This window comes from Arthrobacter sp. (assembly GCF_031988865.1).
GTDB lineage: Bacteria > Actinomycetota > Actinomycetes > Actinomycetales > Micrococcaceae > Arthrobacter_B.
The window spans coordinates 16,864-34,622 of the sequence record NZ_DALZXY010000014.1 but is presented as its reverse complement, the minus strand read 5'-3'; the positions used below and the strand labels follow the sequence as shown (position 1 = coordinate 34,622).

Genomic DNA, 17,759 nt, shown 5'->3' with positions numbered 1-17,759 from the left:
CCGTCGCCGAGCTTCCCGCCGGGCCACAGGGGTTCACCCGGCCGGGCTACCCGCCACAGCAGGGCATCGAGCGGATTCCGTTTGCCCGGACGGTCGGGGTCACCGCCGCGCTCGGCGAAGACCGGCATCATCTGCTCAGGCGTGAGGCCCGAGACCTGCCCGGGCCACCAGGCATCCGGGCCGCTCTTTTCCAGTTCCTGCGCCGCGTCGATCGAGAAATAGACATCGCCGTCGGGCTCTGCGCCGGTTCCCGCCACGCGGTACGCGATGCCCTGCTCCAGCAGTGCTTCAACGACCGGGACGATCCACTCGATGGACTCCACTGCGCCGATGTAGTTCTGCGGCGCAATGACGTTCAGCGCTTCCATGTCCTCCCAGAAAAGCTGGGTCTGTTCCTTGGCGAGGACCATCCAGTCAACGCCGGTGGCAGCGGCGCGTTCAAGCAGCGGGTCGTCGATGTCTGTGACATTCTGCACATAGTTCACGGTGTGGCCGGCGTCCCGCCACTGACGGTTCAGCAGGTCGAAGGCCACGTATGTTGCTGCATGTCCCATGTGGGTTGCGTCATACGGGGTGATGCCGCAGACATAGAGTCCCGCCTCACCCTCAGGGCGGACAGGTACGGCCCTGCGAAGCGCCGAATCGAAGAGGACGAGGCCCGGGGACTTTCCGGGCAGTACAGGCAGGGGGCGGGATTTCCATGCGATCACAAGATCAACTCTACTGACTCTGAAAGGTGTTCACATTTTTGCGTTGGCCGGAGCGGGATCAGGCGTGCAGCACGCCTGTGCCAAGGGCGATGTAAATGGCCACGCCCAGGCCGATCCGGTACCAGACGAACAGCTGGTAGCTGCGGGTGGAAACGTAGCGCAGGAACCAGCCGATGATGATGAAGCCGACGACGAAGGCCACTACCGTAGCGACCGCGGTCTCTGCGCCGCCGTATGGGCTCGGCTCGCCCCAGGACTTGGCGAGCTGGTACAGGCCGCTGCCGAAGACAGCCGGAATGGCAAGCAGGAATGCATACCTGGCTGCCGCTTCCCGCGTGTAACCCATCAGCAGTCCCGCGGTAATGGTTCCGCCGGACCGGGATACGCCGGGAATGAGCGCCAGGGCCTGGGCCAGGCCGTACAGGATGCCGTGCTTGTAGGTGAGCTGGTCCAGGGTGCGCTGCTGCCGGCCGACCTTGTCCGCGATTGCCAGGAAAACACCAAACACAATCAGCATGGTCGCCACGAGCCAGAGGCTGCGGAAGACGCCTTCGATCTGATCCTGGAAAAGCAGGCCCAGGACGACGATGGGAATGGTTCCGACGATGATCAGCCAGCCCATTCGTGCGTCCGGGTCGGAGCGCGGCACCCGGCCGGTGAACGAACCGAACCATGCCTTGACGATCCGAACGATGTCCTTCCAGAAATACACCGCAACCGCAGTCTCGGTTCCGAGCTGGGTGATAGCGGTGAAAGCGGCGCCGGGATCCTGGGCGCCGGGAAGGAGTTCACCCGCAATCCGCAGGTGCGCGCTGGACGAAATGGGCAGGAACTCGGTCAGACCCTGGAGGAATCCGAGGAATATTGCTTCAAACCAATTCACCCTACGACTCTAGGGCACGGCGAAGCCCGGCCAGTCCACGTGGGCCCGGTCGCGGCCGGTCGCTAGCGGTCGCTAGCGGTCGCTGCCGGACTGGCGGCCGTAGCCGTCCGAGCCGTCCAGAGTGCGGGCGGAGAACCCTTCCGCCTCATCCGTGTCCACGTCGGAGGGCCCGCCAAAGCTGGAGCTGCGGAGCATTTCCTCATCGTCGTCGAGCAGGTCTTCGTCGCCGTCTTCGTCGTCGTAAATCTCCAGCGGCGTCACTTCGCCGTAAGCGTCGTAGAGGACTTCCTCATACACCTCGAACGCGTCCGCGATGGCCAGATAGGCCCCTTCGACGGACGGATCCTTCTCTCCGCGGCGGGCGGCGGCAGCAGCCAGGTGCTCTTCGAAGGCAGCAACCAGGGACTGGAGCGCAACGCGCGGATCTATGCTCATGGACTAGACGTTAGCGGTAAAGCAGGCAAAATGGGATGCAAATGCGAGAACAAATTCTTAGACCGGACCGGTCCTTCAACGCCGCTCCTGCCAAGGACTACGAGTACCTGGTCCTGTCCGTAGATCCCCATGAGTCCCTCCCGGAGGCTCGGCGGCTAATCACGGATCACGCCGAGTACGGCAAATGGGAACTCCAGCGGACCCGCATCTACCGGGGCGGCCAGCACCGCTATTGGCTGCGGCGCAAGATCATGCGGGTCCAGCGCACGGCCTAGCGCGGGCGCACGGACCTGCCTTCCGGCTGCCTACTGCGGATCCGCCGGAGGACCCAGCAAAGCGTTGGCCATGGTGTTGTGGGCCGAGTCCTCACTGGATGGATGGAACATACCCGCAAGGACGTCGCGGTAGAGCCGCTCGAGTTCCTGGCCGCGGAAATAGCTTCGACCTCCCGCCACCTTCACGGCGGATTCCACTACGCCACGGACGGTATCCGTGGTGCGCAGTTTGAGGGCGGAGAGCCGGGCGAACCAGAACCCGCCGTGGTCCGCGCGTGCTTCCAGGTCCCGGGCCACGGATTCCAGTGCCAGCGCGGCGCCGTCCATGCGGATGGCGGCGTCAGCGATCCGCCATCGGGTGTGGGGATCCTGGGTCCCCGGAACTCCCCCACTCGTGCGGGAGGCCGCAGCCTCCGTGGCAAGGGTGAGCGCCCGGTCGCCGATCCCCGTATACACGGCTGAGAGCAGCGTTTCGAAGAGACTGAAGATGCCAAAGACAAACAGGTCCGCGTGCGGCCCCACCGGAGTGTGCCGGACAATTCGGTCCGCGGGAACGACGGCCCCCTCCAGCAGGGTGGTGCAGGACTGGGAGGCGCGCATGCCCAGGGTGTCCCAGTCATCGAGGCTGGTAATGCCCCCGGTCCCCCGGTCGGCGAAACCAAAAACCAGGCGCGGTGAGTCCGGGTCGGTGGCGTCTTTTCCGAAGATGCCCAGCCGGGTCCATGCCGGCGACAGGCTGGTGAAGATCTTGCGCCCGGTGTACGAGTAGCCGCCGTCGGGCCGCGGAACAGCTTCCGTGTTGGAATCGAAGAGCACCGCGCTGTTGCCCGGTTCCGAGATGCCGAACGCGAAAATCTCCCCGCGGGCCGCCTCCTCCAGGACAAAGGACAGGGAGTCATCCCCGTGCAGTGCCAGCAGGTGCGCCACCCCGCACCAGACCAGGTGCATGTTGATGGCCAGCGCCGTCGCCGGAGCAGCGGATGCCAGCAGCCGCTGGCAGGCGACGACTTCCGGGATGCTAAGTCCGGCGCCGCCCTGGTCCGGGGTCGAGAACAGTGCCAGGTAACCGGCGCTGCGGAGCTCTTCGAGATCTTCCGTGAAGAAAGCGTTGCGGCGGTCGTATTCCGGAGCCCGGCTGCGCAGGCGGTCCAGGAGTTCGGGCGTGAGGATGTCTCCGGCAGGCATGGGATTGTTCCCTTCGGTGGATCTGTTTTCTGTTGGGGAAGTGGAGTGGCTTAGTAGTCGTGCAGCAGGCGGGAAAGGACCCGGGTACCGAACTTCAGCGAGTCCACCGGGACCCGTTCGTCGACGCCGTGGAACATCCCGGTGAAGTCCAGGTCCTCCGGGAGCCGGAGCGGGGCGAAGCCATAGCCGGTGATGCCCAGCCGGCTGAGCGACTTGTTGTCCGTCCCGCCGGAGAGCGTGTACGGCAGGACCGGTGCCCCGGGGTCTTCCGCCTGCAGGGCGCCCACCATGGAGTCCACCAGGTTCCCGGCGAACGGCACTTCCAGGGAGACGTCCCGATGTTCGTAGCTGATGTCGATACCGTCTCCTGCAAGGCCCCGGATCACTTCGAGGAGGTGTTCTTCCTGGCCGGGAAGTGTGCGTGCGTCAATGAACGCTTCGGCTGTCCCCGGGATCACGTTGTGCTTGTAACCTGCGGCGAGCAGGGTCGGGTTGGCGGTGTTCTGGAGCGTGGCCCCAACAAAGCGGGCCACGGTGCCCAGCTCAGCGAGGAGCTTCTCCGGGTTGTCCGGATCGAATTCGACTCCGGTGAGCTCGGTGACGCCGTCCAGGAAGGCGCGGGTGGTGTCGGTGAGTTCGATCGGCCACTGGTGCGCGCCGATCCGCGAAACGGCACCCGCCAGCCTGGTCACCGCGTTATCGGTATTGATCTGCGAGCCATGGCCCGCCCGGCCGTGTGCGCGCAGGCGCAGCCAGGAAATGCCCTTCTCCGCAGTCTGCAGCAGGTAGGTCCGGCGCCCGCCGATGGTCGCCGAGAAGCCGCCCACCTCCGAGATGGCCTCGGTGGCTCCTTCGAAAAGCTCCGGACGGTTTTCCACCGCCCAGCGCGCGCCGTACTCCCCTCCGGCCTCCTCATCGGCGAAGAAAGCGAACACCAGGTCGCGTCGGCCCCGCTTGCCGTTTCCAGCCATTTCGCGCATCACTGAGAGGATCATCGCGTCCATGTCCTTCATGTCCACGGCGCCGCGGCCCCAGATCAGACCGTCCCGCTCCTCGCCGCTGAACGGATCCACGGTCCAGTCCTGCTTCTGGGCGGGAACGACGTCGAGGTGGCCGTGAACTACAAGTGCCGGCAGGGAGGGGTCTGTGCCTTCCAAACGGGTGACCACTGAAGCCCGGCCCGGAGCGGACTCGAAAAGGTCGGCTTCGAGGCCGGCCTCCTCGATGAGCCCGGCAACATACTCGGCGGCGGCACGTTCCCCTGGCCCGGAACCGTCACCATAGTTGGAGGTGTCGATGCGGATCAGGTCCTGGCAGATGCGGGTCACTTCGTCTTCGGCGCGGAACGTCATGTACTTCTCTCTCCTTGCTGCACGGGGTTAGGGCCAGCCTAGCCATTCCCCTGCCCCGGAAGGCAGCTTTGTCCGTCCGGCGTTACGTAACGCAGCGCTGAAATGGGTCGATTCGTCCTTCTCGCCGAAACCGTGTTAGAGTTTTTCCCGTTGCAAACGAAGAAACGGAATAAAAACCGGTCTTCGGAAGACACCCTGCGCGGGTGGCGGAATGGCAGACGCGCTAGCTTGAGGTGCTAGTCCTCTTATTGAGGGTGGGGGTTCAAGTCCCCCTCCGCGCACAGCGAAGATCCCCTCGGTTTCCTTGGAAGCCGGGGGGATCTTTTTTGTCTGATCCGGATCCTTGGCCTGTGTGTCGTTGCTCCCGGAGGCTGCCTGAATCCCGGGCTCTGTCACGCCCGCACTGCCAACGAGTACCCTCGCATCATGGACGGCAGCGGGTTCCTGAATGTGATCCTGGTCCTCTTCTTTGTCCTGCTGGGCGGGGTGTTCGCTGCTGCCGAGATGGCGCTCGTGTCCCTGCGCGAGGGACAGATCCTGCGGATGGAGAACTCCGGGAAGCGCGGGGCGACGGCTGCGCAGCTTGCCCGGAACCCCAATCTGTTCCTGTCCGCGATCCAGATCGGGGTGACCCTTTCGGGCTTTTTCTCCGCCGCCTATGGCGCCTCGGCCCTAGCCCCGGCCATCGCACCTGTCCTGGAAAGCTGGGGGTTGAACCCGGCAGCGGCGCAGGGGACGTCGTTCATCGCCATGACGCTTGTGATCGCCTACCTCTCACTGGTCTTTTCCGAACTGGTGCCCAAACGGCTGGCCATGCAGAATGCGGAGCGCTTCACCCGCGTCCTCTCGCCTCCCCTGGCCGGTTTCGCCGTGCTGATGCGCCCGGTGATTCGGCTGCTCTCCGTCTCCACCAACGCTCTCGTGCGGCTGCTCGGAGGGGACCCGAACCTGAAGAGTATGCCCGTTTCCCAGCAGGAGCTGCTGGAAATGGTGAAGACCAGCCCGGTGCTTGCCGATGAAAGCCGCAGCATCCTCTCGGATGTTTTTGGTGCCGGCCAGCGCCTGCTGCAGGAAGTCATGCGGCCCCGTCCGATGGTGGAGTTCCTATCCGCTTCGCTCACCTTGGACGAAGCCCGCCACAAGGTGCAGGCCCTTCCCTATTCCCGGTACCCGGTGTCGGGAGCGTCCCCGGACGATGTCCTCGGGTTCGTCCATGTCCGGGATCTCTTTGACCGGGACGAAGATCCTTCCGGCAGCCTTTGGCTCGGCGAGATTGTCCGGCCGATCCTGTTCCTTCCGGGAACGGCCACAGTGCTGCCTGCACTTTCGCGGATGCGGCGCGGGAACAGCCACATCGCCGTCGTTGTGGATGAGTACGGGGGAACGGACGGCATCGTCACGCTGGAGGACCTCGTGGAGGAACTGGTCGGGGAGATTTACGACGAATATGACACCGGCCGCGACCCCGAGGACCGGCACCTGATGGTCCAGGGCGAGATGATGGTCGACGGCGGCCTGATCCTGCAGGAGTTCGACCGCCTCACGGGGATGGCGCTTCCCGAAGGCCAGTACGAAACGGTGGCAGGCTACATTCTTGACCGGCTGGGGCGGATGGCAGTGCCCGGCGACTCCGTGCCCGCGCCCGGTGGCCGGCTGCGGGTGCTCGACGTCGAAAATCACCGCATCCGTGCGGTGCACGTCCTCCGCGACGACTCCGGGTCCTAGCGTGCCTGGCCGGAGGACCGGCAGATTGCGCTCGGGGACGCAGGAAAGCACCGGTGTGCATTGCAGCCGGCGGAGCCCTCGCGAAGAATACCGGGCATGAGTGCTCCAAGCCCAGGTGAGGATACGGCGGCCGGCAGCGAGCCGCAGACCAGCACAGGTCCGGCCCTAAAACGGGTGATGGGGAGCAAGCTGCTGCTGTTATTTATCATCGGCGACGTGCTGGGCACTGGTGTCTATGCCCTCACCGGGCAGATCGCCGGGGAGATCGGCGGCGCGGCCTGGGCGCCGATCCTGATCGCTTTTCTAGTCGCCACAGTCACCGCGCTCTCGTATCTTGAGCTCGTGACGAAGTATCCGCAGGCAGCCGGGGCTGCGCTGTACACGCACAAGGCGTTCGGCATCCACTTCGTGACCTTCCTGGTGACGTTCGCCGTGCTGTGTTCGGGCATTACCTCAGCCTCAACGGCGTCGAAGTTCCTTGCGGAGAACTTCCTGGTCGGGTTCAAGCTCGGCTGGGGCCAGACCGGGGTTACGGCCGTTGCCGTGTGTTTTGTGCTGCTGCTCGCCGCCGTCAACCTGCGCGGCGTCGGGGAGAGCATCAAGTTCAACGTCTTCCTGACCCTCGTTGAGCTCACCGGCCTCCTGATCGTGATCGGCATCGGATTCTGGGCCATGGGACAGGGCAACGCTGACTTCTCCCGCATCATGGTCTTCGAGACCGAAGGTGGGAAGTCGGTTTTCCTGGCCCTCACCGCAGCCACATCCCTGGCGTTCTTCTCGATGGTCGGCTTTGAGGATTCGGTCAACATGGCGGAGGAAACGCGCGATCCCGCCCGGATTTTCCCAAAGGTCATGCTCACCGGCCTGGGCATCACCGTCTTCATCTACATCCTGGTGTCCATCGCAGCCGTGGCTGTGGTTCCGGTGGGCCAGCTTTCCGAGAGCCAGACGCCGCTGCTGGAAGTGGTGCAGACCGGAGCGCCCGGCTTTCCGATCGACGTCATTTACCCGTTCCTGTCTATCTTCGCCGTCGCCAATACGGCCCTGATCAACATGCTGATGGCCAGCCGGCTGCTCTACGGCATGTCCCGCCAAGAGGTGCTGCCGCGTCCGCTGGCCTTGGTCCTGGCCGGACGGCGGACGCCATGGGCCGCGATCCTCTTCACCACCGCAATCGCGGTGGGACTGATCATTGTGGTGACCAATGCGATGGGGCCCCAAACGGTGGCGGCCCTCGGCGGGACAACAGCGTTGTTGCTCCTCTGTGTGTTTACCGTGGTCAACATCGCCTGTATTGTCCTGCGGCGGAATCCGCCAGATCCGCAGCCCGGCGCCGGCGGGGCGGACCAGCCGCCACGGAAGACCTTCCGCTCCCCCGGGATCACTCCCTACTTCGGCGCAGCCAGCTGTGCGTTCCTGGTCGGACCCTGGGCGCAGGACCCGATCGAGTACCGGATCGCTGGAATCCTGCTTGCCGTGGGCGTTGTGCTGTGGTTCTTCACCTGGCTCTGGAACCGGGCTGTCAGGGCCAAGCGCACCCGTTTCACCGACCCGGAGGAACTTCATGGCTAGCGTCGTCGTCGGATACGTCCCCGGTCCGGAAGGCGCCGCGGCACTCGCACACGCGCGCACCGAGGCCGCCGTGGAGAGGGACCTGCTGGTGATCGTGAATGTCCGCACCACCGGCTGGGGCATCGGGCACGGCCATCCCGAAGACGCCGCCGGGAACCTTGATTCCCTGGCCGCTGAATTGGAGGCCGGCGGCCAGCCGTTCGAGATCCTGCACCCCGAGGGGGATTACGATCCGGCAGAGGAAATCCTTTCGGCGGGCAGGCTGCATTCCGCACGGCTGATCGTCGTTGGGATCCGGCACCGCACCCCGGTGGGAAAGCTGATCCTGGGCAGCACGGCCCAGCGTGTGCTGCTCGAAGCTCCCTGCCCGGTCCTGTGCGTGAAGGCCGGCCAATAATGGGCCGCTAACGGAGACCGGTGCTAGGAGCTGTTGCCCAACTCCTGGGCAATTGCCTCGATTCCTGTCCAGGTCTCGGCGAAGGATGTGGACAGGGGTGAGAGGCCCAGCCGGATGCCGCCGGGATTGCGGTAATCGGGAATGATCCCGCGCTCCCACAACCGCGCGGTGATCTGCGCGAAGGCGGGATGGTCAATGGTGATGTGGCTGCCGCGGCTGTCCGCATCCCGGGGCGAGGCGAGCACCACGTTCCAAGGGGCAAGGACCTCGTCCACGGCCTCGATGGCGAAGGACGTGAGCTGGACGGATTTGGTCCGCACGGCATCCATGCCGGTCTCTGCCAGCAGGGAAATCATGTCCTGCATCGCCAGCATCCCCAGGATGGGCGGCGTTCCGGAGACTACCCGCTGGATACCGGCGGCGGGGACGTACTCCGCACCCATCTCGAACGGATCCCCGGCACCCAGCCAGCCCTGGATGGGCTGGGCGAAATCCGGCTGGTGCCGCTGGGCCACATAGGCCCACGCCGGTGCTCCGGGGCCGCCGTTGAGGTATTTGTAGCTGCAGCCTGCGGCGTAGTCCACATTCCAGGCATCCAGTTCGGCTGGAACGGCCCCGGCGGAATGGCACAGGTCCCAGAGCACCCGTCCGCCTGCCTGGTGGACCAGCGCGGTAATCGCTGGGACGTCCGCAATGAAGCCGGAACGGTACGCAACATGGCTCAGCACCACCAATGCTGTCTGCGGCCCGACGGCGGCGGCAACAGCCGCGGGGCTCACGCCGCCGTCGTAGTCTGCTTCCACCCACCGCAGGGTTAGGCCACACTCCCGGGCGATACCGGCCATCACGTAACGGTCGGTGGGAAAGTTGTCCCGGTCCAGCACAATCTCCGTGCGGTCCCCGCCGGCAGCCACGGCCGCCCGCGCCAGCTTGTACAGCAGGACCGTGGTCGAGTCGGCCACGATGCACTGGCCCGGCGCCGCACCCAGGACGGTGGTCCCGAGCTGGTCGCCGATCGCCGCCGGCAGTGCCAGCCAGCCCTCATCCCAGCCGCGGATCAGCCGGCCGCCCCAAGCGTTGGCCACAAAATCACCGAGCCGGCCCAGCGTTGCCGCCAGGGGCCGGCCCAGCGAGTTGCCGTCAAGATAGGCGGGAACCCCGGGGTCATTGTGCCCAATGAACCGTTCACGCAGGTCAGCCAGCGGATCTGCGGCGTCTAGCTCTTTGGCGCGGTCATGGAAGCGGGAGGCATTCATGGCCGGAACACTAGCAGGCCCGGGGGCATTCGCTGAGGCTCCGAGGCGGCTAGTCCGCCAGGAAAAGCGGGCGTGCCGAACCGTGGAAGTGGCGGCGTCGGGTGCGCTGGTTCCAGCCGGTGAAGGTGGTTTCCCCGCGCTCCCCCGGTGCCCCGGCGTCCGAAATGCGCAGGCTTACCGTTGCCGGCAGGAAGACCGGAGACTCGAACTCGATCTCCCATTCAAACGGTTCCTGCACCGCCGGTCCGGCCTCCTCGACCACGCGGGAAGCGAGGTACATCCCATGGGCGATCGAGCGTTTCATGCCCAGCGCCTTGGCGGAGAGACTGCTGAGGTGAATGGGGTTGAAATCCCCGGACACCATGGCATAGTTCCGTCCGGCGTCTGCGCCGAGCCGCCACTGCGCCGTCGGAAGGGGCGGCACGAACTCGGTGCGTTCGGGCCGGTTCACCGGACGGTCGAAGCGGGGAAGGAACACACCCTTGGCCAGGTACGTTGACCGCCCCGTCCACACCAGTTCCGTGCCGGAACGGACTTCCGCCACCAGCTCCACCTGCGTACCGGACCGGTGGCCGGACAGATTCTCGGCCCAGGCGATCACCGAAAGCGGCTCCGTGTAATGGATCGGACGGAGATGGCGAACCTCGTTGCGCAGATGCACCATACCCAGCAGTGGCAGCGGGAAATCCTCGCGGGCCATGACGCTCATGGCAACCGGGAACGCGAACGAATGGACGTACCCCGAGGGCAGGGTGTCCTGCGCGCTGTGCGCAACCAGCCGCTGAAAATCCGTCAGTTTTGCCAGGTCCACCCGCGCCTGCGGTACGGAGTGCCGTGCCGCCGGGAGCTCCTCCAGGGTTGAAGGAGCAGAGAGCCGGCTGCGGGCCGCATTGCCCACGGCGGCGAGGTAGAGCCGCCCAAGGGCCGGGATTTCCTCCAGTTCCTGTACGCTCATGCGCCCACCATATTCTGTCCGCAGACCCGCAGGATCTCTCCGTTGATGCCGGCGGCCGAATCCGAGGCAAGAAATGCGATGGTTTCGGCGACGTCGACCGGCAGCCCGCCCTGCTGCAGGCTCGAAAGCCGCCGCGCCACCTGCCGCGTCAGGGCGGGCATCCGGGCCGTCATATCCGTTTCAATAAAGCCGGGGGCGACGGCGTTGATCGATCCGCCGCGCGGGGCCAGCAGCGGTGCGGTGGCCCGAACCATACCGATGATCCCTGCCTTGGACGCCGCGTAGTTGGTCTGCCCCCGGTTCCCGGCAATGCCGCTGGTCGAGGCCAGGGAAACGATCCGCCCGTCCGGGCTGAATGCCTCCGAAGCCAGGAAGCGTTCGTTCATCTTTAGCTGCGAGGCCACGTTGACCGCGAGGACCGAGTCCCAGCGGGAAGCATCCATGTTAGCCAGCAGCTTGTCCCTGGTGATCCCGGCATTGTGGATCACGATGTCCAGTCTCCCGTAGCGTTCAGCGGCGTGCGCCAGGATCCGGTCGGCGGCGTCGTCGCGGGTGATGTCCACCTGCAACGCCGTGCCGCGGACTTCGTTGGCGACGGCGGCCAGCGCTTCCCCGGCGGCGGGAACATCGACCACAATGACGTTCGCGCCTTCACGGTGCAGCACCCTGGCGATCGAGGCGCCGATGCCGCGGGCAGCGCCGGTGACGACTGCGGTTTTCCCGGCCAGTGACGCGGTCCAGTCTGCGGGCAGCTCACCGGCGGCGGAACTAACCGTAATGAACTGCCCGTTGACGTAGGCGCTGCGGCCGGACAGCAGGAAGTGCAGGGCCGCGGACACAGAGGGTGCCGAAGCGTCCGTGCCGTTGGCCAGCACGATTCCGTTGGCGGTTGCTCCGCCCCGCAGCTCGTGGGCCAGGGAGCGGAGGGTGCCGTCGATGCCCTGCCGGGCAGCGGCTGCCGCGGGGTCCTTGGCCTCGGCAGCAGGACGGGAGACGGTGATGATCCGACCGCCGGGCGCGAGGTCGCGGAGGCTGGCACCGGCGTCGAGCGTGACGGCAGAAAGATCTTCCGGAGCCAAGGCTTCATCCAGGACCATCAGGATCGCGCCGAGGCCCAGCTTCGGAGTGGCATGGCGGCGGACATCCTGCTGCCAGGACAACAGCAGGGACGCCAGGGTGTCCGCGGACTCCCCCTTGCCCAGCACCAGGATGGGCCCGGGTACCAGCGGCTTGGAAGGATCAAAACGGCGCAGCACAGCCGGACGCGGCAGGCCGAGCTTTTTGGCGATGTCCTTCGTGATTCCGGTGTTAACCAGTTTGAGGTAGGTGTCAGTCATGGTCAGCGTGCCTCCAGGATTGCCACGAGTCCCTGTCCGCCGGCTGCGCAGACAGAAATGAGTCCGCGGCCGGAGCCCTTTTCCGCCAGCATCTTGGCCAGTGTGGCGACAATGCGTCCGCCGGTGGCAGCAAACGGGTGGCCCGCTGCGAGTGAGGACCCGTTGACGTTGAGCTTGCTGCGGTCAATGCTGCCCAGCGGTGCCGACAGGCCGAGCCGGGTGCGGCAGAACTCGTCATCCTCCCAAGCGGCCAGGGTGCTGAGCACCGTTCCGGCGAAGGCCTCGTGAATTTCGAAGAAATCGAAGTCGTCGAAGGTCAGGTTGTTCCTGGCCAGCAGGCGGGGCACGGCGAACGCCGGGGCCATCAGCAGCCCGTCGCGGCCATGGACGAAGTCGACGGCACCGGCTTCGGCATCAACCACGTTGGCCAGCATCGGCAGGTCGTGCTCCCGCGCGTAGTCCTCGGAGCCGAGCAGCACCACCGACGCGCCGTCCGTGAGGGGCGTCGAGTTACCCGCTGTCATGGTGGCCTCGTCACCGAGTGAACGGCCGAAGACCGGCTTCAGGGATGCGAGCTTCTCCAACGAGGTGTCGGCGCGCAGATTGGAGTCGCGGGACAGGCCACGGTAGGGCGTCAGGAGATCGTCGAAGAATCCGCGGTCATACGCGGCCGCCAAGTTCCGGTGGCTGTTGTAGGCCAGTTCGTCCTGGCTCTCACGGGTGACCTTCCACTGCGCCGTGGTCAGCGCCTGGTGCTCTCCCATGGACAGGCCGGTCCGCGGCTCGCCGGTGTTCGGTGCGTTCGGCGCCAGGTCCTTCGGCCGGATCTTCGCGAGGGCGGCGAGTTTCTGCTTGGTGCTCCGGGCCCGGGAGAGATCCAGCAGAGCCCGGCGGAGGCCTTCGCTGACGGCAATGGGGGCGTCGGACGCGGAGTCGACCCCGCCGGCGATTCCCGATTCCAGCTGGCCGAGCTTGATCTTGTTGGCCAGGGACACCACGGTTTCCAGTCCCGTGGCGCAGGCCTGCTGAACGTCGTAGGCCGGGGTTTCCGGTGAAAGTGCTGATCCAAGGACGGCTTCGCGGGTCAGGTTGAAGTCGCGGGAGTGCTTCAGGACGGCACCGGCGGAAACGGCGCCGATCCTCTCGCCCTGCAGGCCGAATCGGGCAACCAGCCCGTCGAGGGCAGCAGTGAGCATGTCCTGGTTGGAGCTGTGGACGTATGCTCCCCCGGAACGGGCGAACGGGATGCGGTTGCCGCCGATCACCACGGCATTCCGCGCGGCAGGACCTGAGGCCTGCGCTGACTGGGGTCCAGGCGTGGGTTGTGCAGCCATTCGTCAATCTCCTTGGGGGTTGCTATGTGACGGGAGTTACTGCAACCCAGCGTACCTGATACGCTGAGTATCGTGAACAGCGCAGCCAAACAAACCACATCGGCACCGGATGGCCGTTCCATCCGGTGGGAGGCCCACCGGGCCGAGCGCCGCGGGGACCTCATCAAAGCAGCCCGCCGCGCCGTGCACTCTCTCGGTGCGCAGGCGTCAATGGAGGAAATTGCCGCTGCGTCCGGGACCTCGAAGTCCGTGTACTACCGCTACTTCGGGGATAAGTCCGGGCTGCAGCAGGCCATGGGCGAAGTGGTGATCAACCAGATGCAGGAGAAAATCCTCTCGGCTGCCCGCAGTGCTGCGTCCCCCCGGTCCGGCCTGCGCGCCATGGTTTCCGCCTACCTGCAGATGGCGCAGACCTCCCCCAATGTGTACGCCTTCGTTACCGGCAGCCCCGCCGGCGAGGCGTCGGGAACGAGCGAACCCGGGGTCGCCGCAGCCCTGTCAGACTTCTTTGCCAATATCAGCGCCATGATGGACCACGCTGTCCACGCCTATCTGGAAGGCCATGAGTCCGACGCCCTCACCCAGGCGGCTGCCGGATACTGGCCGACGGCGGCGCTGGGGATGGTCCGGGCCGCCGGTGAGCGCTGGCTGGCCACGCCGTCCGGTCCGGGCCGCCCGACCGAGGCTGAGATGACCGACCAGCTCACGGCCTGGCTCTTCGACGGCATCGGGTGGGACACCCCCGAGCCCGCAGCTTCCTCCTCTTCTCCCTCCGCCACAGCGCATGACCGTTCCGGGCGCGGGCCCGCCACGGCCGGCGCCGACAAGTAAGGACACGCAATGACGCAGTCAGTCTCCACCACAGAGCGCCAGCTTCCGGCCAGCACCGTCATCAGCGATGACGATTCAGCAACCGTTAACGTTGAGGCCCTCGGCCGCACGCTGCTCGGGAAGTGGCATGAGGTCCGGCTCCAGGCGCGCAAGCTGGCGGGCAACGAAGCCCTGCACACGCCTGCCGGCCTGACCCACACCGAACACCGGCTGCGGGTCATGGACCAGCTGAAGATCCTGGTCGACGCCGACGCCGTGCACCGCGCCTTCCCTGCCTACGTGGGCGGACAGGACAACCACGGAGGCAACGTCGCCGGTTTCGAGGAACTCGTAGTCGCGGATCCCTCGCTCCAGATCAAGGCGGGCGTGCAGTGGGGCCTGTTCGGCTCCGCCGTCCTGCACCTGGGCAGCCGGGAACACCACGAGAAGTGGCTCCCGGGCATTATGAGCCTGGAAATCCCCGGTTGCTTCGCCATGACCGAAACGGGCCACGGGTCCGACGTCTCCAGCATCGCCACCACGGCGGAATACGATGCCGCTGCCGGTGAATTCATCATCAACACGCCGTTCCGCGCCGCGTGGAAGGACTACATCGGCAACGCCGCGGTCAACGGCAAGGCGGCAGTCGTCTTCGCCCACCTGATCACCAAGGGAGTGGACCACGGCGTCCATGCCTTCTACGTCCCGCTGCGGGATGAGAACGGGTTCCTGCCCGGTGTCGGCGGCGAGGATGACGGAGTCAAGGGCGGCCTGAACGGCATCGACAACGGGCGCCTGCACTTCTCCAACGTCCGGATCCCCCGCACCAACCTCCTCAACCGCTACGGCGATGTCACCGAGGATGGAACCTACTCCTCAAGCATCGAGAGCCCGGGCCGGCGCTTCTTCACAATGATCGGGACCCTGGTCCAGGGCCGGGTTTCGCTTGACGGCGCCGCCGTTGCTGTCTCGAAGCTTGGCCTGAAGATCGCCATCCAGTACGCCACCGAGCGCCGCCAGTTCAACGGCGGCTCGGACACGGTTGAGGAAGTCCTGATGGACTACCAGCAGCACCAGCGCCGGCTGCTGCCGCTGCTGGCCACCACCTACGCAGCGTCCTTCGCCCACGATGAACTGCTCGCGAAGTTCGACGACGTCTTCTCCGGCGCCGATGATACCGACGAGAACCGCCAGGACCTGGAGACCCTCGCCGCCGCGCTGAAGTCCCTGTCCACCTGGCACGCCCTGGACACCCTGCAGGAATGCCGCGAAGCGACCGGTGGGGCAGGATTCCTTGCCGAAAACCGGCTGACGGCGCTGCGGTCCGACCTGGACATCTACGTCACGTTCGAAGGCGACAACACGGTGCTGCTGCAGCTGGTTGCCAAGCGGCTGCTGGCGGACTACGCCAAGGAATTCCAGGGAGCCGACTTCGGTGTCCTGGCCCGCTACGTCGTCGGGCAGGCCACCGAGCGGACGTTCAACCGCTCGGGGCTGCGCCGGATCGTGCAGACCGTAGCGGACACCGGCTCGGAGAAGAAGTCCGCTATTGCCCTGCGCGATCCGAAGGCCCAGCACGACCTCCTGGCCGACCGCGTGGCAACCATGGTCGCCGACGTCGCCGCGAACCTGCGCGAAGCGCGCAAGCTGCCCAAGGCTGAAGGGGCGGTAATCTTCAACCAGAACCAGCACGACCTCATTGAAGCGGCCCGTGCACACGCCGAGCTGCTGCAGTGGGAGGCATTCACCCGCGGCCTGGACAGCATCGAGGACGCCGGTACCCGCCAGGTCCTCACCTGGCTGAGGGACCTGTTTGGCCTGGGCCTGATCGAGAAGAACCTGGCGTGGTACCTAATGCACGGCCGGCTGTCCTCGCAGCGTGCCCGCACCCTGGGCGACTACATCAACCGGCTGCTTACCAAGGTCCGTCCGCATGCCCTGGACCTGGTCGATGCCTTCGGCTACGGCCCGGAGCACCTGCGTGCCGCCGTCGCTACCGGTGCGGAGAAGGCCCGGCAGGACGAGTCAATGGAATACCAGCGGCTGCTGCGCGCCAGCGGCGCGGCCCCGGTTGACGAGAAGATCCTGATCCAGCGGAAGAAGCAGGCAGCCAAGGCCAAGCGCTGACGGCCCGGTAGACACCCCAGCAGTACACAGCCGGTGCCCGCATCCCGCGGGCACCGGCTGTGTTTGTTCCGCACTGGACGGTGTGTATTCGTTTCCGCGGAATCTATCGGTTGAACGGGTTGAACGGGTTGCGGGCCTGCAGCCCGGGGACGGCTAGGGCAGGACGGAGCGGTAAACGTCGAGGGTGGCCTGGGCAATTCTGTCCCAGGAGAACTCCATCGTCGCCCGGCGCCGTCCGGCCTCTCCCATTTCACGGGCACGGGCCGGATCCGTCACGACGGCGGTGAGGGCTGCCGCGAAGTCACGGACGAAGACCTCCGGGTCCAGCGGCGTTCCGGTGCCGTCGCCGAGCTGCTCCAGCGGAACGAGCAGCCCGGTCACCCCATCCTCGACGACTTCCGGAATGCCGCCCGTGGCGCTGGCCACGACGGCGGTGCCGCAGGCCATCGCTTCCAGGTTCACGATGCCGAGGGGTTCGTAAATAGAGGGACAGGCAAAAACTGTTGCTGCCGTGAGCACCTTGATGAGCTCTTCCCTCGGCAGCATCCGTTCGATGACAACGACACCTCGCCGGGTCCGGCTCAATTCAGTGATCAGCCCGGCTGTCTCCGCGGCAAGTTCAGGGGTGTCGGCGGCACCCAGGCACAGGACTACCTGCACCTCCGGCGGGAGCAGGGCCGCGGCGCGCAGCAGGAATGGAACCCCCTTCTGCCGGGTGTTGCGCCCAACAAACACCACGCTGGGCACATCGGGATCAATACCCAGGGCCCTGACGCCGTCCGGATCCTCGTCTGGATGCCAGGCAGCCGTGTCGATGCCGTTGTGGACCACCCGGACCTTGCCGGGGGTGACCTCCGGATAGGCGCGGAGGATGTCCCGGCGCATGCCTTCGGAGACCGCAATGATGGCGGACGCGGCGTCATACGCGGTTTTCTCCACCCAAGAGGACAGCGCATAGCCGCCGCCGAGCTGCTCGGCCTTCCACGGCCGCAACGGTTCCAGGCTGTGGGCGCTGAGTACGTGGGGCACACCGTAGAGCAGGGAGCCCAGATGCCCGGCCATATTCGCGTACCAGGTGTGCGAGTGGATGAGGTCCGCGCCGGCAAGATCCTGGAGCATGCCAAGGTCGGTGCCGAGGGTCTGGACCGCCGGATTCGCCGCTCCGAGTTCCGCCGGCACTTCGTAGGCCTGCACTCTGGCGCCGTGAAAATCCGGCTTCCGCGGCGTCCCGAAGCAGCGAACCCGCAGGTCAACGTGCTCTGCCAGCACGCGGCTAAGTTCGGCAACATGCACCCCTGCGCCCCCATAGATCTCGGGCGGGAATTCCTTGGAAACGATATCTACTCGCACGAGACCAACGTAGTGCACGTCCCTTCAGTGATCTAGTGTGTTGGGCAGCAGGCTTA

At 65.9% G+C, this 17,759-nt stretch carries 14 protein-coding genes, 1 tRNA gene and 2 pseudogenes; 7 read left to right on the top strand and 10 right to left on the bottom strand.

The genetic code is table 11. The features are described 5' to 3' along the window. From RTN46_RS04520 to RTN46_RS04510, 3 genes and pseudogenes are all read right to left on the bottom strand, one after another. Window positions 1-710 (bottom strand): annotated as a pseudogene (locus tag RTN46_RS04520) (cysteine--1-D-myo-inosityl 2-amino-2-deoxy-alpha-D-glucopyranoside ligase); the annotation flags it as partial. Window positions 711-768: 58 nt separating this feature from the next. Then, complete coding sequence (locus RTN46_RS04515) at window positions 769-1,593, bottom strand: undecaprenyl-diphosphate phosphatase (protein ID WP_312179355.1); 825 nt, start codon at window positions 1,591-1,593, stop codon at window positions 769-771. Between the two features lie 192 nt (window positions 1,594-1,785). After that, window positions 1,786-2,028: pseudogene (locus RTN46_RS04510) on the bottom strand (hypothetical protein); the annotation flags it as partial. 41 nt (window positions 2,029-2,069) lie between these two features. Between RTN46_RS04510 and RTN46_RS04505 the strand changes: the two are divergent. Continuing rightward, window positions 2,070-2,303 (top strand): DUF5703 family protein, encoded by a 234-nt coding sequence (locus tag RTN46_RS04505; protein ID WP_312179353.1) that lies wholly within the window; start codon window positions 2,070-2,072, stop codon window positions 2,301-2,303. Window positions 2,304-2,333: 30 nt separating this feature from the next. Here the strand turns inward: RTN46_RS04505 and RTN46_RS04500 are convergent, their stop codons facing one another. Both RTN46_RS04500 and RTN46_RS04495 read right to left on the bottom strand, forming a co-directional pair. Further along, entirely contained in the window at window positions 2,334-3,488 is a 1,155-nt protein-coding gene (locus RTN46_RS04500) for an acyl-CoA dehydrogenase family protein (protein WP_312179352.1), read from the bottom strand. Between the two features lie 50 nt (window positions 3,489-3,538). After that, window positions 3,539-4,840 (bottom strand): M20/M25/M40 family metallo-hydrolase, encoded by a 1,302-nt coding sequence (locus RTN46_RS04495; RefSeq protein WP_312179350.1) that lies wholly within the window; start codon window positions 4,838-4,840, stop codon window positions 3,539-3,541. Window positions 4,841-5,037: 197 nt separating this feature from the next. Here RTN46_RS04495 and RTN46_RS04490 point away from each other — a divergent pair. From RTN46_RS04490 to RTN46_RS04475, 4 genes are all read left to right on the top strand, one after another. Next, window positions 5,038-5,121: transfer RNA gene (locus tag RTN46_RS04490), tRNA-Leu, on the top strand. A 145-nt stretch (window positions 5,122-5,266) separates the two neighbouring features. Further along, a complete protein-coding gene (locus tag RTN46_RS04485; RefSeq protein WP_312179348.1) occupies window positions 5,267-6,565 on the top strand; it encodes a hemolysin family protein in 1,299 nt (432 codons plus the stop codon). 96 nt (window positions 6,566-6,661) lie between these two features. Next, a complete protein-coding gene (locus RTN46_RS04480) occupies window positions 6,662-8,137 on the top strand; it encodes an APC family permease (protein ID WP_396157315.1) in 1,476 nt (491 codons plus the stop codon). Next, entirely contained in the window at window positions 8,130-8,534 is a 405-nt protein-coding gene (locus tag RTN46_RS04475) for a universal stress protein (protein ID WP_312179346.1), read from the top strand. The genes RTN46_RS04480 and RTN46_RS04475 overlap by 8 nt, the downstream gene beginning before the upstream one ends. A 23-nt stretch (window positions 8,535-8,557) precedes the next feature. Here the strand turns inward: RTN46_RS04475 and RTN46_RS04470 are convergent, their stop codons facing one another. The 4 genes from RTN46_RS04470 to RTN46_RS04455 form a co-directional block, all read right to left on the bottom strand. Beyond that, entirely contained in the window at window positions 8,558-9,790 is a 1,233-nt protein-coding gene (locus tag RTN46_RS04470) for an aminotransferase class V-fold PLP-dependent enzyme (RefSeq protein ID WP_312179344.1), read from the bottom strand. A 49-nt stretch (window positions 9,791-9,839) separates the two neighbouring features. Beyond that, window positions 9,840-10,454 carry a MaoC family dehydratase gene (locus tag RTN46_RS04465; protein ID WP_396157313.1) on the bottom strand — a complete coding sequence of 205 codons (615 nt, stop codon included), beginning with the start codon at window positions 10,452-10,454 and terminating at the stop codon, window positions 9,840-9,842. A 287-nt stretch (window positions 10,455-10,741) separates the two neighbouring features. Then, window positions 10,742-12,082, bottom strand: coding sequence for a 3-oxoacyl-ACP reductase (locus tag RTN46_RS04460; protein ID WP_312179340.1), 1,341 nt, complete (start codon window positions 12,080-12,082; stop codon window positions 10,742-10,744). Window positions 12,083-12,084: 2 nt separating this feature from the next. Then, window positions 12,085-13,416 carry an acetyl-CoA C-acetyltransferase gene (locus RTN46_RS04455; protein WP_312179338.1) on the bottom strand — a complete coding sequence of 444 codons (1,332 nt, stop codon included), beginning with the start codon at window positions 13,414-13,416 and terminating at the stop codon, window positions 12,085-12,087. A gap of 72 nt (window positions 13,417-13,488) precedes the next feature. Here RTN46_RS04455 and RTN46_RS04450 point away from each other — a divergent pair, with 72 nt between their 5' ends. Together RTN46_RS04450 and RTN46_RS04445 are read left to right on the top strand one after the other, a co-directional pair. Next, entirely contained in the window at window positions 13,489-14,247 is a 759-nt protein-coding gene (locus RTN46_RS04450) for a TetR/AcrR family transcriptional regulator (RefSeq protein ID WP_312179337.1), read from the top strand. A 9-nt stretch (window positions 14,248-14,256) separates the two neighbouring features. Next, window positions 14,257-16,353 (top strand): acyl-CoA dehydrogenase, encoded by a 2,097-nt coding sequence (locus RTN46_RS04445; RefSeq protein WP_312179335.1) that lies wholly within the window; start codon window positions 14,257-14,259, stop codon window positions 16,351-16,353. A 153-nt stretch (window positions 16,354-16,506) separates the two neighbouring features. Here RTN46_RS04445 and glgA read toward each other — a convergent pair whose 3' ends face one another. After that, on the bottom strand, window positions 16,507-17,703 hold the full coding sequence (gene glgA, locus RTN46_RS04440; protein WP_312179333.1) for a glycogen synthase: 1,197 nt from the start codon (window positions 17,701-17,703) through the stop codon (window positions 16,507-16,509). Window positions 17,704-17,759: the final 56 nt, after the last annotated feature.